This is a genomic window from Paenibacillus sp. J22FR21 (genome assembly GCF_056269135.1).
The window spans coordinates 114934-130960 of the sequence record NZ_JBWDNJ010000007.1; the positions used below are offsets into that span (position 1 = coordinate 114934).

A 16027-nucleotide genomic window follows, 5' to 3' on the forward strand; every position below is an offset into this window, starting at 1 on the left:
TGATGGACCGCCATGTTGGTGACGACCGCAAGTCTGACGATTGAGGGAGCACGGCCGGAAGGGGAGAACCCCCTGCCGATGTTCAGAAATAAGAACGCGCATCGCGAAGTAACGGATAACGGCAGTCTGACGCCGGAACATATGCTATATATGGGGGACAATACCGGCGAGCGGTATTTGCCGTATCGGATGCAGGATCGGTATTCGAGGAAGCGCGATACGATTGAACTGAAGACGATTGTGCTGGAAAATGACATGCTGAAAGCTGTGTTTCTGCCGGAATACGGCGGGAGGCTGTATTCGCTGCAAGAGAAGGCAACGGGGCGTGAGATCCTGTACCGGAATCCGGTGTTCCAGCCGGCTAATTTAGCCATTCTGAACGCGTGGTTCTCGGGCGGGATCGAGTGGAATATCGGTCATGTAGGACATACGTTCACGACCAGTTCGCCGATGCACGCAGCCAAGCTCACCGATGATGCAGGAAACGAGTTTCTTCGCATCTACGAGTATGAGCGATGCAAGAATCTGTTCTGGCATATCGATTTTCATCTGCCGCCGGGTGCCAGGCAGTTAGGGGTCTATGTCCGTATCGTGAATGATCAAGCGGCGGCCGTGCCTATGTATTGGTGGACGAATATCGCGGTAGAAGAGACCGAGCGATCACGGGTGTTCTCGGGGACAGGCGATGTTATCTATATCGACCCTGCGCAGAAGGGCTATGGCGCTGACCGCATGCCGATTCTTCCATCTGTTCCGGGTGTGGACGTGTCCTATCCGATGGGATTCCCGTATGCGAGCGAGTATTTCTTCCAGACGCCTGCAGCCGAGAAGTCACCGTGGGAAGCTGTCGCCTATGAGGATGGCCGCATGTTCTTCGAGCGATCGACTTCAAGGCTTCGGTATCGGAAAATGTTCTGCTGGGGCAATCACGCAGGAGGCAGACGGTGGTGCGACTTCTTGGCGAAACCGGGCGAAGGCAACTACATCGAGGTGCAGGGCGGGTTCGCGCCAACGCAGCTGCATGACATCGAGATGCCTGCGCATTCCGTCTGGGATTTTACGCAAATGATTGGCATGCTGAGCGGTATCGATACGGAAGCGGCTTATCGGGAGAATTGGGATCAGGCACGTGAATATATAGAAGAGCAAGTCAGTCAGGAGCTCAGCGAGGAAGAGGTGTATGCCGCGCATGCGAAATATCAGGCGCTGGCGGGCAAAACGCCGGAATTGTCGCTGCATACGGGCTCAGGCTGGGGCGCGTTAGAGCGATTGCGGAGGGAGAGCGAGGGCGGTGTTGGCGTCCCGCAAGGCTTCCTCTTCACGGATGAGACGCTCGGGGCGGAGCAGGAGCCTTGGCTTGTCCTACTGCGGGAAGATTATCTTCCGGAGCAGGATGTTGAAGAGGTTCCGCCGTCTTGGATGATTCAAGACGCATGGATGGACAGGCTGAAGCGCAGCCTGGAGCACGCTGATAATCGTACGTGGACGGCACTCTTGCATGACGGAGTCATGCGTTATGAGAAAGGGCTGGACGCGGAGGCGATCGAAGCTTGGGAAGCATCGCTTCGTATGAAGCCTTCGGCATGGGTATACCGGAATTTAGCCGTGGTGATGAAGCAGCGTGGCGAGACGGATCGCGCGCTGGCTTATTATGAGCAGGCGTATGGTGTTTCCGGTCGTTTCCCGGACCGGGCATTCGTGGAAGAGTACCTTAATCTCGTGATTCAGAACAAGGATTACGAGGGGGCGTGGCGCGTATACAAATCGCTGCCGCCGGCATTCGCGAGCAGCGACCGCATTCAGATTATTGTAGGCGCTGTCGCGCTGGAGCTTGGGCATGATGCATTTATGGAGAAGCTGTTCGCCACCGAATTCGCCGTCATCCGCGAGGGCGAAACCTTGATCATCGAGCTGTGGTTTAAGTACAACGCCAAGAAGCTCGCTGCACAAAGGAACGTCGAGCTGACACCGGAGCTGATTGAAGAAGCGATGCAGCTTTGTCCGCCGCCGACCCATATTGATTTCCGGATGATCGGTTAAGGCTGGTGGGGGAGCAAGTGAGAAATGTTGCCGGAAAGGCAACATTTTATCCCCTCCTGGGGGCAAATACCGTGAAATGCTGCGTAAACTGCAACATTTCAGCGTGAATTTGATCCTAGGCGGCTGCAGAGACGAAAATGCTGCCTAACGGGCAACATTTTCGTCAACACAGGACCTTATCCTCGGAAATGCTGCACATTCTGCAACATTTGTGCAAACAAGGTGGGGCTAGGAACTGTAACGGTTGTGACAGCGGCTAAATGGCCTGAAAAGAACGTTTTTATTTTCTAACGGTTGCCAGCGAGCTTATTCGGCCATTTTCCGATAAAAATCAACCATTATGCAGCATATAACGATGCTCACAACCGTTACAATTTATAAAGGTGTTAATTTCATGAAATAAGCGCGCTGACAACCGTTAGAGATTCAGTAGGTGTTCTCACGTTCTCACACAAAACAAAAAGCAAATAGAAACCCGGCGTTATGGCTAACGTTGGGTTTTTCTAATCCGAGAACCCCGCGGCATGCACGCATTGGGGTTCTTTTCGCTATCTGCGCGTAATCTTATAAACCGCCTTAATAAACCCGCCAAACACCTCGTGGCTGTAGGTGAACCCGCGACTGAGGTAGAAGTTCAGCGCTGCATCATTACCATTGGATATATAGATGAAGATGATGTCCACATTCGGGGAGCTTTCCAGCCAGGCGATCGACATGTCGAACAGCCTGGAGCCAAGCTTCATCTCTCGGTAGCCGTCACGGATATACAAATTGTTCAAGCAGCCGACCTTAGTGGGCAGATCATCCCAATCCGGATAGAAGCCCTTGCCTCCGCGAGGAGCCCAGTCGGGGTAAGCATTCCTGCTGCTTTCGTCGAGCTGACCAATGGTCGAGAATACATAGCCAATCGGTTCACCGTCATCCTTCGCGACGATAACCTGACTTTCCGGCGCACGGTCATAGCTTCGCTTCATGCGGGTATCGAAATTCATCGCATCAAAAACTTCCGGCAGCATCGTTGCTTGGGTCTGCTGAAACGCCATCAGTTCATCGCAAAGCGCCCGGCATGGCTCAATATTGCCATCTTCTATCACTTCAATCGTTATGTTGCCCATCATTTCACCTCATTAATAACTTGACGGTTGTAGCCCAAATCCCTAGCCTTAGAGTATCACAGAACAGGTAATAGAACGCAATCGGCACCATTTCTTTAGAATACAAAGTAAAATCTATACTTCTTTACGTTTACGAAAACAACATGTCTTAGTAAAATGGATTAACTTTGAAAATACTACAGGAACAGAAACTTTCTGGTGACACGACTTGTAAGCGATTACAGTGATAGATAAACCAAAATCGGAGGCATTCCTATGAGAAAAGCGATTCTGGTTGACGATGAAATGTTTGCGCGCAAAGGGCTTGTAGGACTTATCCCTTGGGAGAAATGTGGCTTTCAGATCGTTGGCGAGGCTGAAGATGGGGAAGAAGCGCTCGCATTAATTGAGCGGCTGATGCCGGATCTCGTCATTACCGACATTCGTATGCCTGTGCTGGATGGGCTTGAGCTTATTCAGACGGTTCAGGAGCGAATCAGCAAGGAGATCAAATTTATTATTATCAGCGGATATGGCGATTTCAAATATGCACAACAGGCCGTTCGTTACGGCGTTCATGATTATTTGCTCAAGCCAATTGACGAGAACGAGCTTATGGAAACCTTAGGGCGGATTAATGAGATGCTCAATGAGCGACCGACGTGGCAAGAAGGCGGCAAGCTGCTTTTTCAAATCTCGCTGTTTGAACAGCTTCTCTCGGGAAAATCAGATGAGAAGCTGCTTGCGGATGCATCGCAATACTTGGGGCTGCCAATCGATAAACCGCTGCGATACATTGCGCTTGAGCTCAATAACGTCCCTTCCCGCTTGAGTGAGGAAGAGAAGAACGAACAGATTGGCGAGATAAAGGAAGCCGTCATTAAAGTAGTGAAGCGGCATGCGCCGGATCAAGAACCATTCATCTACATTCCGAGTCCCTACGGCCTTGGATTTCTGATTCCATCGGATCCAAGGCCGGATGGGGTGATGCGGCTTGCAGATGATCTGATCAGGGGGACGGCAGGAAGAGGCGAAGGCGTCACCAGTGTGTATGTTGGCGAGCGAACTGTCGGTCTGGATCAGGTGAAAGCTTCTTATATGACCGCGATGGAAACGATGAAATATAAATTCGCGCAGGCGCCTAAAGCGGCGATCCTCTATGACGACATCAAAGGCACGGCTTTGCAGTACAAGGAGATTGAGCAGACGCAATACACCGAGCTGATGGAGCGCTTGGAAGAGCATGACAGCGAGGCCATTACGAAGCTTGTGGATGCGATGTTTGCAGCCTTTCGCGAGCAAGGCTTCGCCTTGGAATCGATGCGCGCTTCGATCTCCAGATGCGTGCACGGCGCAACTCGGATTATCCAGACGATGCAAGGCGACGTGAATAAACTGGTGGCCTTCAATCCCATTATGCATTGGGATAACGAGCCTCGAACCCTAGAGAGTGTTAAGGGGCTGCTGATGGAATTCCTAACGGAATGTACGGCTTATATGGCGTCGCTGCGCAGCAAGATCGGGAAAGGCGAGATTGGCAAAATCAAAAGCTACATCGAGAGCCACTATGCCAGCAATATCAGCCTGAAGAGCATTGCCAAGCTCTTCTATATGAATCCGGTTTACTTAGGTCAACTATTCAAGAAGTCATATGGCATGTACTTCAATGAGTTTCTGCTGCAGATTCGGATTCAAGAAGCGAAGAGTCAGCTTCGTCAGACGGATAAGAAAATTTACGAGATCGCGGCTAATGTCGGATTCGGGAATGCGGATTATTTCGTCTGCCAATTCGAGAAAGTGGAAGGGAAAACCCCGACCGAATACAAAAATGCGATGATCGCAAAAACATAGAAGGCGCAGGAGGATTCACGTTCATGAGAATAAGCAGCGCCTTCCACAACATCAGGCTTCGAAGCAAGATGCTGATGATCTATTTTCTATCCGTGTTAATTCCGGTCGTGCTCACGAACGTCATCTTCTACAACATTACGACGAATAACGTGAAGAATCAGAAGATGAAGGATTTGTCGCTGGCCATTGAGCAGATGCGCAACGAGTTCATGTATCAGATCGATGCCGTAGTGGGCATCTCGTCCGTCCTTTATAACGATTCCATCATGAATGACTACTTGGATCAACGCTATGTCTATTCATCGGATTACGTCATGAACTACCACTCTTATATTACGGACATGCTGGAGAAATACGCACCTGTATACAGAGCGATTCAGAACATTACCATCTACACGAATAACGATACGATTATTTATGGCGGCTATGTTTCGCCAATCTCACAAATTAGTCCTGATGCAGAGTGGTATAAGCGGTTGGTAAGCTCAGGTACGGCCAATCCGATCCTCGTTCGCAATAACTTGTCGATCTCGATCACTGATCCCGGGATCAGCATTGTCAGACGAATGAGCAGCTCTGCGGGGCAGAATAATTTTGATAAAATCATCAAGATTGACCTGGATCCCGGCCTCATCAAGCAAGTATTAAGCAATGTAACGCTGGAGGGCAGCGTGTATCTGCTCGAAGGGGATACCGTTCAGTATTCGTCAGGCAAGAAGTACAGCGGAGAGGACTCGGAGAATGATGGCATTATTTTCGATGAAGGCTTTGCGAACAAGGAATATCTAATGAATTGGCATGTTGTGGGGAAATTCCAGGAGCGTGAGGTCTTAGTAGAGGTTCGGAAGTCACGGGAATTCGTTATTTATATGGCGCTCCCGAACATACTTGTTCCTACGCTCATTATCGTCTGGTTTACGCGCTCGCTCAATCAGCGGCTATTTCGCATCTTGAGGCAGATGAAGCGGGTGAAGAACCACAGCTTCGAGCTGATCGACAACGAAGAGACGAATGACGAAATCGGCCAGCTGACAACGGAATTCAACCGGATGACGATGCAGATCAAGAGTCTGATTCATGATGTTTATATGGCCGACATTCAGAAGAAGGAGCTGGAGCTTAGCCGCAATCAGTCGCAGCTGCATGCGCTCCAAAGCCAGATCAATCCGCATTTCCTGTTTAACTCGCTGGAGACGATTCGGATGCGGAGCTTGATGAAGTCCGAGGAAGAGACAGCCAAAATCATTCATCATATGGCGAAGATCTTCCGTAAATCTCTGTCCTGGGGCAGAGATATGGTAACGGTTAAGGACGAGCTCGATTTGGTCGAGAGTTTCCTGCAGATTCAGAAATACCGATTCGGGGACAAGCTGGATTACAGCATTGAGGTAGATCCGGACGCAGCCACAGAGAAAATTCCGAAGATGACGCTGCAGCCGCTTGTCGAGAACTCGAGCATCCACGGTATCGAGCCCTTGAAGAACGCCGGTTTCATCACGATCAGCGTGCGCAAATCTCCGGAGGGACTTCTCTGCGTGGTCAGTGATAACGGGGTGGGGATGACGGAAGAGAAACGAAAAGAGCTGCTGCAAAACCTGTATTCGACCGAGGAAGAGAGCGGGGAAAGCATCGGCATTCGCAATGTGTATTTGCGGCTGAAGATGTTTTATGGCGACCAGGCGACCTTCGACTTGGAGAGCAGCAAAGGGGCGGGAACGTCGATTCGGATCGAAATACGATCTCTTTAATTTACTAAGCGCGATATATAGTTTACCTGGTAAACAAAGATTGCTCTGCTTTGTATACTGAAGATGTTCAATTGAAGCGCTTACAAATTATAGAGCAGGAAGGGGACTTTTCTTTGAAAACGAGAAAGAAATGGCAACTAGGCATCATGTCGCTCACGCTGATGATGAGTATTGTCGGCTGTTCCAGCGGCAATAACAATGCAAATGAAAACGCTCCAAAGGAAACAGGCAATGCTGCTACGACTAACACAGACACAACTACGAACACAACTGAGGCAGCTGAGCCGGAGAAAGCGGAGCCGGTAACCTTCACTTATTTCAATGCTACGGCAAACAAAGACACAGATACGAATAAGACGGAAATCGGTAAAATCCTGGAGGATCAAACGGGCGTCAACTTCAAGATGGAGCATCTTGTAGGCGACTTGAATACGAAGATCGGAACGATGATCGCAAGCAACGAATATCCGGATATCCTGGCTCCTGATTCAGGCATCGATAAAGTGTTGGAAGCAGGCGCATTCATTCCGCTTAACGATCTTATCGATCAATACGGTCCAAACATTAAACGCGTTTACGGCCCTTACATGAACCTGATGAAAGCGGAAGACGGCAACGTTTACTTCCTGCCATTCAGTGCCATCGTAGGTGAATATAAACCAAACCCAACGATTGACCAAGGCGCATTCTGGGTGCAAAACCGCGTTTTGAAGGATGCCGGCTATCCGAAAATCAAAACATTCGACGAGTATTTTAACCTGATTAAAGATTATGCAGGCAAACATAAAGACGACAAATTGACGGGCTTCATGTCCCTGACGCACGACTGGCGCTTCTTTGCAACAACGAACCCGCCGAACCATCTTGCGGGCTTCCCGAATGACGGCGAAGTTCAAGTCGATATGACTTCGATGGATTCCAAAATCTACGCAGCTAACGATGATACCAAACGTTGGTTGAAGAAGTTGAATGAGTTTAATGCTGAAGGTTTGTTCGACAAGTCCTCCTTCGTAGACAACTACGATCAATACTTGGCGAAGCTGACTTCCGGTAAAGTACTTGGCTTCTTTGATTACGGCTGGCAGGTGAACCAAGCGCTGCAAACGTTGAAAACCGAGACGGTGAAAAACGGCGGCAACGACGATCTGGAGTATTTCCCGCTGCCAATCGTATTCGATGCAGGCGTGAAAGACCAATACATCGATCCGGCTTCCTTTGTTAACAACCGCGGAGTGGGAATCACGACAAGCGCGAAAGACCCAGTTCGTATTATTAAATTCTTCAATAACCTGCTTACGGACGAGAACCAGAAGATGGTACAGTGGGGCATTCAAGGCAAGAACTATGAAGTGGACGACAAAGGCAGATTGTACAGAACACAAGAAGAAATAGACAAGCTTAAAGATAACGACTACAAACGTCAAGTCGGTATCGGCTACTTCGAGTACTACTGGCCAATGTACGGTCAAGGCTCCACCTTCCCGGATGGCAATGCTGTAAACCCAGGCAGACAACCGGAAGTTGCACAAGCATCCTTTACGCCTGCTGAGAAAGATCGTCTTGCGAAATACGGCGTTCAAACGTACGCAGAAATGTTCGCCGCTCCGGATGAGCGTCCTTGGTACCCAGCATGGAGTATCGCACTTGAGCAAGGTTCGGATGCACAAATCTACACGGCTAAGAAACCAGACGTACAACGTAAATATTTTGCGAAAATCGTCCTTGCATCGCCGGATAAATTCGACGGTCTGTGGAACGAGTATGTAGGCGAAATTAACAAGCTTCCTGTAGGTGAGTACGAGAAAACGATGACTGAAAAAGTCAAAGAAAAAGTGGCAAAGATTAAAGGCTAATCAAGTGTAAGGGGGAAGGCCGGAGCTCGCATGCAGTACGGGGCCGGCCTTTCCTAATTTAGACGTATAGAACCGGGTAGGTATGGAGAGGAGTGATCGCAATGATAGAAACCAAGCAGCAGGAGATGACTGCCGATCGGATCCTTCTCGGTCAGAAATCCGGGATCGGATTATTTCTGCAGAAGCTTGTGAAGCAGCGGGCGTTGGTCCTGATGTCCGTTCCGTTCCTTATTTGGCTTGTGATCTTTAAATATATTCCGCTATGGGGCTGGTCGATCGCGTTTCAGAATTATAAGCCGGCGAAAGCCTTCAGCGATCAGAAATGGGTAGGTTTGAAGCAGTTTAAGTTTATGTTCTCCGATGACCGGTTCCTGGTGGTGCTTCGCAATACGCTTGCTATGAGCTTAATCAATTTCGTTCTCGGATTTGTAACAGCCATTATACTAGCCATTCTATTAAACGAATTAAGAAAAGTAGCGTTCAAACGGGTCGTACAAACGATCAGCTACTTACCGCATTTTATATCTTGGGTTGTCGCAGCTACGATTATTCAGACCATTCTCTCTGCTGATGGAGGGGTCCTCAATGAAATTTTGATGGGTCTTGGGTTCATCAAGGAACCGATTCTATGGCTTGGAGAAGGCAAGTATTTCTGGGGTATTCTAGGCGTTTCGGAAGTATGGAAGAACGTAGGCTGGAACACGATTATTTATTTAGCCGCTATGACCTCAATCGATCCTGCGCAGTATGAAGCTGCCGAGATTGATGGCGCTGGACGCTTCCAGCGTATCTTCCATGTTACGCTTCCCGGAATCAAACCTGTTATTATCATTCTTATTATTCTTAACCTTGGACAAATTCTAGAGACTGGCTTCGAGCCGCAATACTTGCTTGGCAATGGACCGAACCTCGATTATTCCGAGAATCTTGAAATCTTCATCCTGAAGTATGGTATGAACCTGGGCAACTATTCATTGTCCGTCGCAGCAGGGATATTCAAGACGGTTATCAGTGTCGTGCTATTGTTCTCGGCGAATTACCTTTCAAAACGGCTAGGCCAAGAACGATTGTTTTAAGGAGGAGAACAGCATGGCTAAATCGCAAGGAACTATGGCCCGTCATTCGTCGACAGGAGATCGGCTGTTCGATATCGCCAATTACACGTTCATGGTGATCCTCATGATCGTGACACTATATCCATTCATCAACATGCTGGCTGTTTCGCTCAACGATGCCGGAGACTCCATTAAGGGCGGCGTCTACTTATGGCCCAGAGTATTAACCTGGGAAAATTATGATTATGTGTTCAAGCAGGGAGAGATTTTGCACGCGACTATGGTTTCTGCTTCGCGGACAATTCTCGGGACGCTCATCTCTACCTTCTGTTCGGCGATGGTAGCTTATACGATCAGCCGTCCGGAATTTGTATTACGCAAATTCGTTACGCTGGCCTTCGTGCTGACGATGTATTTTAACGGTGGATTGATTCCGAACTTCTTGCTGATTCGCGAGCTTGGCCTTATGGGCAACTACTGGGTCTACATCATTCCGGGTATTGTCGGCGTATTTAACATCATCGTGATTCGTTCCTTTATTGAGACGCTGCCGGAAGGTATCCTGGAATCGGCAAGAATTGACGGGGCAGGCGAGTTTACGACGTTCCTCAAGATCGTCATGCCTTTGTCGATGCCGGTGCTTGCGACAACATCCTTGTTCACAGCAGTGTACCACTGGAATTCCTGGTTTGATGTGTTCCTGTACAACTCGTCGCATATTAACCTGAGTACGCTGCAATACGAATTGATGAAGATGCTCCAAAACTCGAATGCTTCGATCAGCTCTTCCGGCGGCAATATGGATGGCTCGGGCGGAACGGCAGCAAACTTCGTCACGCCGACATCCATTCGAGCTACGATGACGATTGTCGCGAGCTTGCCGATTGTAATGGTTTATCCATTCCTGCAGAAGTACTTTGTTAAAGGGATGACGCTGGGAGGCGTAAAAGGCTAATGGCGGCACATCACAATCTACTGCTTGCTTATGGTTATGACGCGAAGGATATCGAGGCAAAGGTTGAGCAAACGTGGGAGCTGCTGTTCGGCGATCATGAAGCGACGAGAATGTATTACCCGTCCGGTGACGATATGGGTTATATGCTCGATACCGGGAACCTCGATGTTCGGACGGAAGGCATGTCCTACGGCATGATGATGGCTGTACAGCTGGATAAGAAGGATGTATTCGATCGGCTTTGGAGATGGAGCTATCAATACATGTATATGACTTCCGGCGAGAACAAAGGTTATTTCGCCTGGTCCTGCAACACGGATGGAACGAAGCGCTCGAACGGACCGGCGCCGGATGGCGAGGAATACTTCGCGCTTGCTTTATTGTTCGCCTCCCATCGGTGGGGCGACGGCGCAGCGCCTCTGGATTACGGCGTAAAGGCGCGTGCATTGCTGCATGATTGCATACACAACGGAGAAGACGGCATCGGCTATCCGATGTGGAACCCGGACAATAAATTAATCAAATTCGTGCCTAACTGCGAATACTCCGATCCGTCGTATCATCTGCCGCATTTCTATGAGCTGTTTGCTCTTTGGGCTAATGAAGCGGATCGCCCATTCTGGAGAGAAGCGGCGGAAGCCAGCAGGGCGTTTCTGTTGCTGGCTTGCCATCCGGAAACCGGCTTAGCACCGGAATATGCCCATTATGACAGAACGCCTAACGATGATCGCGGGTATGGGCATTTCTTCAGTGATTCCTACCGGGTCGCAGCCAATATCGGACTAGAGGCGCTGTGGTTTGGCGCAAGCAAATGGATGACTCGGGAGGCAGAGCTTATTCAAGCCTTCTTCGCGGATAAGCATCCCGATGACTACCGGCGGTATACGATTGCCGGTGAGCCGTTCGAGGAGAAATCGCTTCATCCGGTTGGGCTGATTGCTACGAATGCAGCTGCATCGTTAGCGGCACCGAACGGCCTATATGCGAGAGAGAGTGTAGCGCTGTTCTGGAAGACGCCTGTTCGCGAGGGTGACAGGCGTTATTATGATAATTGCCTCTACTTATTCGCCTTGCTGGCGTTAAGCGGGAATTACCGAATATGGTCGGCAGAAGCAGCTGAATAAATGGATATGTAGTAGGTAGGGTCTCCTGTTACAGGAGGCTCTTTTCATTTCAGCGAATGAGAGGCAGGTTGTCGCAGCCATGAATAGAAGAAGAATAGAGAGCGGCTATGCATGTTGGCTTGATTATCAGCTTATCCGGAATGAAGCATTACGCAGTGAATATAAGAAGCGCTGCTCGCAGCTTGTGGTGATCGGTGATTCACCGCTGCTGCAAGCGGCGCGCAGAGAGTTGAAGCTTGCACTGGGCGTGATGCTTGGGGAAACGCCTGTTGAGGTCGAGGATGATGCCGTTGCTGAGGAGCTGAGCCTGCCGGTAATTGTGGTCGGTACAATCGGCAGCTGCGAGCTGCTGAACCCGCTTGCAAGTATCTATAATTTCAATGAACTAGGCGAGGAAGGTTATGTCATTCATGCTTCGGGTTCGGATGAGAATCGGATCTATCTGTCAGCTGATGCGGATAAAGGCTTGCTGTATGCGGTGTTCCATTTGATGCGGCTGTTGCAAACCGGGGAGAGTATCGAGAGGCTTGCCATTTGCGAGCTGCCGAGCAATGGTCTGCGTATGATCAACCATTGGGACAATATGGACGGATCGATTGAGCGCGGCTATGCCGGGAGAAGTATTTTCTTCCATGAGGGTCGATTTATCGGGGATCAGGAGCGTGTGCAGGACTATGCTCGGCTGCTGGCATCCGGTGGCATTAATGCCCTAACGATTAATAACGTTAATGTGCACAGCCAGGAATCGAAGCTCATTACCGACGAGTTTCTGCCGGATGTGGCGAAGACGGCGGCTATTTTCCGCGAGTATGGTATTCGTCTGTATTTGAGCGTGAATTATGCGAGTCCGATGGAGCTTGGCGGACTGAACACGGCGGATCCGCTTGCGCCGGAGGTAGCGGAATGGTGGCATGGTGCTGCGAAGAATATTTACCGCTACATCCCGGATTTCGGCGGGTTTCTGGTCAAGGCTGATTCCGAATTCAGACCGGGGCCGTTTACGTACGGACGGAATCATGCGGACGGCGCGAATATGCTGGCAGATGCGCTGGCGCCTTTTGGCGGCGAAGTGATTTGGCGTTGTTTTGTGTACAACTGCCTGCAGAATTGGCGAGATCGCAGCACGGATCGTGCTCGTGCTGCCTATGACCATTTCATGCCTTTGGATGGAACATTCCGTGACAATGTCATGCTGCAGATTAAGAACGGACCGATGGATTTTCAAGTACGAGAGCCGGTTTCACCGTTGTTCGGCGGGTTGCAGGACACGAACCAACTGCTTGAGCTGCAGATTACGCAGGAGTACACAGGTCAGCAGCGGCATGTATGTTTCTTGGTGCCGCAGTGGAAGGAAGTAATGGACTTTGATACGCATGCCCGTGGGGAAGGTTCTACGGTTGCGGAAGTAGCTGGCGGGCGGCTGTTTGGGAGAGCGCGCGGCGGCGTTGCGGCAGTCGCAAATATCGGGGATGATGCGAGCTGGACCGGACATATTTTGGCACAGGCGAATTGGTACGGCTATGCACGGTTGGCATGGAATCCGAAGTTAAGCGCAGAGCAGATTGCACGGGAATGGATTGCGATGACCTTCGGATTGGATTCAGAGGTGGAGCGTGTCTTGTTAGGCATGCTGCTAAGCTCGTACGGCATTTACGAGGACTATACGGCCCCGCTTGGTGTGGGCTGGATGGTCAATCCGAATCATCATTATGGCCCTAACGTTGACGGCTATGAATATTCCAAGTGGGGCACGTATCACTATGCGGATTGCCATGGCATGGGCGTTGATCGTACCGTGCGCAGCGGCACTGGTTACGCGGGACAGTATCATTCTCCGGTGGCGGAGCGGTACGAATCAGTGGCGTTATGCCCGGATGAGCTTCTGTTGTTCTTCCATCATGTTCCGTATTCGCACCGGCTTAAGAGCGGCAAGACGGTGATCCAGCATATTTACGACACGCATTTCGAAGGTGCAGCGCGTGCGGCTCAGCTGGTAGAGCAGTGGAATTTGCTAGCCTCGCTGGTTGGAAGCGAACGGCACGAGCAGGTACTTGATCGACTCACTCACCAAGCGGAGCATGCGGAAGAATGGCGCGATTGTATTAATACGTATTTTTATCGCAAGTCGGGGATTGCCGATGAACGTGGGAGGTTGATTTACTAGCTGTGATGCGAAAAGCTAATGCTGCAGGGATCAGGGATGTGCCTTCGGCCGCTGTTGATTGTGTGTTCTCTAGGATTAGAATTGGAGGTAACAACACACTATCAAAGGCGGCACGTAAACTCTACGGCACAATCCCTTTCACCCTTCCGCGGCTTTATAAATAAAGCCTAGAAATAAACCTTGGAGGAGAAGGGTGAGGAAGAAATGAAAATGGTGTTCCGCTGGTATGGGACCGGCAATGATACGGTTACGTTGAAGCAGATCAAGCAAATTCCAGGTGTGGAAGGTATTGTCTGGGCACTGCATGATGTGCCTGCAGGTGAAGAGTGGCCGATGGACAAAATCCTCGCCTATAAGGAACAAGCCGATGCTTATGGCCTGCATCTGGAGGTAGTTGAAAGTGTAAATGTCCACGAGGATATTAAGCTAGGGCTGCCAACTAGGGACCACTACATTAACAATTATAAGAAGACAATCGAGAAGCTGGCAGCGGTTGGCGTCAAAACGATCTGCTACAACTTTATGCCGGTATTCGATTGGGTGCGGACGGAGTTGTTCAAGGAGCTGGAGGATGGCTCGACGGCGCTTTTCTATGAGAAGGCTAAGGTCGATAGTATGGATCCCGGCGAGCTTGTGAGTCGTATCGCTAATGAGGTGGATTTTACAATGCCGGGCTGGGAGCCGGAACGATTAAAGCTGCTTGCGCCGTTATTTGAGCAATACAAGCAGGTGTCGGCAGAAGATCTGTGGAGCAATCTGCAGTATTTTCTGGAGCAGATTATCCCAACCGCGGAGCGTCATGGCATCCAAATGGCCATTCATCCCGATGATCCGCCTTGGCCGATCTTTGGCTTGCCGCGCATCATTAATAGCCGAGAAAGCATCCGCAGGTTACTGCAGCTTGTCGACAGCCCTTGCAATGGCGTGACGCTGTGCAGCGGATCGCTTGGCGCTAATCCGGCCAACGATATTGTGGCAATGGTGCATGAGTTTAAGGGCCGTATCCCATTCGCGCATATTCGGAATGTGCGCGTCTATGACAATGGGGATTTCATTGAAACCTCGCACAGGACCTCTGATGGAACGGTAGATATTGCAGGCATCGTGCGAGCCTATTTCGAGACAGGATTTACAGGTTATGCCCGTCCGGATCATGGCAGGCATATCTGGGACGAAAAATGTCGTCCGGGTTATGGGCTGTATGATCGGGCCTTAGGCATTATGTATTTGTGGGGCGTTTGGGATTCCATGCGTGCAGGCGAGGTGACGAAATGATAGGCATGAGTATACCGAAGCACGAGCATTTGCAGGGGAAGGTAGCTGTAGTGACCGGCGGTAGCGGCGTCCTGTGTTCCGCGATGGCGAAGGAGTTAGCGCGGCAGGGAATGAAGGTGGCTATCCTCAACCGTACGGAAGAATCGGGCCTGAAAGTGGTGGAAGAGATTCGCCGTGAAGGTAATGAAGCGATAGCTGTTGTCTGCGACGTGCTCGATGCTGCAAGTGTGGACGCGGCGGCTGTTGTCGTTAAGGAACAGTTGGGCTCGTGCCACCTGCTCATTAATGGAGCAGGCGGCAACCATCCGGAGGGTAGCACGACGAATGAGATTTTTAAAGCAGATGATGTAGGAGTCGAGGGCATTCGTACCTTTTTCGATTTAACGGAGAAGGGCTTCGGGTATGTGTTTGATTTGAATTTTAAAGGCACGCTGCTGCCTACGCAGGCTTTTGCGAAACAAATGCTTCAAGTCGAAGGAGCATCGATTATCAATATTTCGTCGATGAGCGCACCAAGCCCGATGACCAAAGTGCCTGCTTACAGCGCGGCAAAGGCAGCGATCGATAACTTCACGCAGTGGCTCGCGGTTCATATGGCAGAAGCGGGCATTCGGGTCAATGCGATTGCGCCGGGTTTCTTCCTGACGGAACAGAATCGGAAGCTGTTAACCCATGAGGATGGTTCGCTGACCGAACGTTCTCATAAGATCATCACTCATACGCCAATGCGTAGATTCGGAAAGCCGGAGGACCTGCTTGGTGCACTTGTTTGGCTGGCGGACGATACCGTATCCGGATTCGTCACCGGGGTCACGGTCCCGGTGGATGGCGGATTTATGGCGTATTCAGGCGTATAGGAGGAGGCGGC

Annotated in this window: 11 protein-coding genes; 10 read left to right on the forward strand and 1 reads right to left on the reverse strand. The window is 50.3% G+C overall.

The features are described from left to right. Nucleotides 1-12 precede the first annotated feature (12 nt). Nucleotides 13-2040, forward strand: coding sequence for a DUF5107 domain-containing protein (locus AC0YNS_RS23765; RefSeq protein ID WP_475783423.1), 2028 nt, complete (start codon nucleotides 13-15; stop codon nucleotides 2038-2040). Nucleotides 2041-2588: 548 nt separating this feature from the next. Here AC0YNS_RS23765 and AC0YNS_RS23770 read toward each other — a convergent pair. Next, nucleotides 2589-3158, reverse strand: coding sequence for an N-acetyltransferase family protein (locus AC0YNS_RS23770; protein WP_475783424.1), 570 nt, complete (start codon nucleotides 3156-3158; stop codon nucleotides 2589-2591). Between the two features lie 252 nt (nucleotides 3159-3410). On the opposite strand from AC0YNS_RS23770, the gene AC0YNS_RS23775 reads away from it, so the two are divergent. From AC0YNS_RS23775 to AC0YNS_RS23815, 9 genes are all read left to right on the forward strand, one after another. Continuing rightward, complete coding sequence (locus tag AC0YNS_RS23775) at nucleotides 3411-4985, forward strand: response regulator transcription factor (RefSeq protein ID WP_475783425.1); 1575 nt, start codon at nucleotides 3411-3413, stop codon at nucleotides 4983-4985. Between the two features lie 23 nt (nucleotides 4986-5008). Beyond that, nucleotides 5009-6733, forward strand: a complete 1725-nt coding sequence (locus tag AC0YNS_RS23780) for a sensor histidine kinase (RefSeq protein ID WP_475783426.1) — start codon at nucleotides 5009-5011, stop codon at nucleotides 6731-6733. A 146-nt stretch (nucleotides 6734-6879) separates the two neighbouring features. After that, on the forward strand, nucleotides 6880-8586 hold the full coding sequence (locus AC0YNS_RS23785; protein WP_475783635.1) for an ABC transporter substrate-binding protein: 1707 nt from the start codon (nucleotides 6880-6882) through the stop codon (nucleotides 8584-8586). Between the two features lie 125 nt (nucleotides 8587-8711). Next, complete coding sequence (locus tag AC0YNS_RS23790; RefSeq protein ID WP_256209088.1) at nucleotides 8712-9662, forward strand: ABC transporter permease; 951 nt, start codon at nucleotides 8712-8714, stop codon at nucleotides 9660-9662. A gap of 13 nt (nucleotides 9663-9675) precedes the next feature. Continuing rightward, complete coding sequence (locus AC0YNS_RS23795; RefSeq protein WP_475783427.1) at nucleotides 9676-10596, forward strand: carbohydrate ABC transporter permease; 921 nt, start codon at nucleotides 9676-9678, stop codon at nucleotides 10594-10596. Continuing rightward, the gene (locus AC0YNS_RS23800) at nucleotides 10596-11720 is read left to right on the forward strand and encodes a family 8 glycosyl hydrolase (RefSeq protein ID WP_475783428.1); all 1125 of its coding nucleotides are present in this window, start codon (nucleotides 10596-10598) and stop codon (nucleotides 11718-11720) included. The genes AC0YNS_RS23795 and AC0YNS_RS23800 overlap by 1 nt, the downstream gene beginning before the upstream one ends. A gap of 79 nt (nucleotides 11721-11799) precedes the next feature. Then, nucleotides 11800-13884: an alpha-glucuronidase family glycosyl hydrolase gene (locus AC0YNS_RS23805; RefSeq protein WP_475783429.1), complete on the forward strand. Its 2085-nt coding sequence runs from the start codon at nucleotides 11800-11802 to the stop codon at nucleotides 13882-13884. A gap of 204 nt (nucleotides 13885-14088) precedes the next feature. Beyond that, nucleotides 14089-15159, forward strand: coding sequence for a mannonate dehydratase (uxuA, locus tag AC0YNS_RS23810; protein WP_475783430.1), 1071 nt, complete (start codon nucleotides 14089-14091; stop codon nucleotides 15157-15159). 5 nt (nucleotides 15160-15164) lie between these two features. Further along, a complete protein-coding gene (locus AC0YNS_RS23815) occupies nucleotides 15165-16016 on the forward strand; it encodes an SDR family oxidoreductase (protein WP_475783431.1) in 852 nt (283 codons plus the stop codon). The last annotated feature ends 11 nt before the right edge of the window (nucleotides 16017-16027 follow it).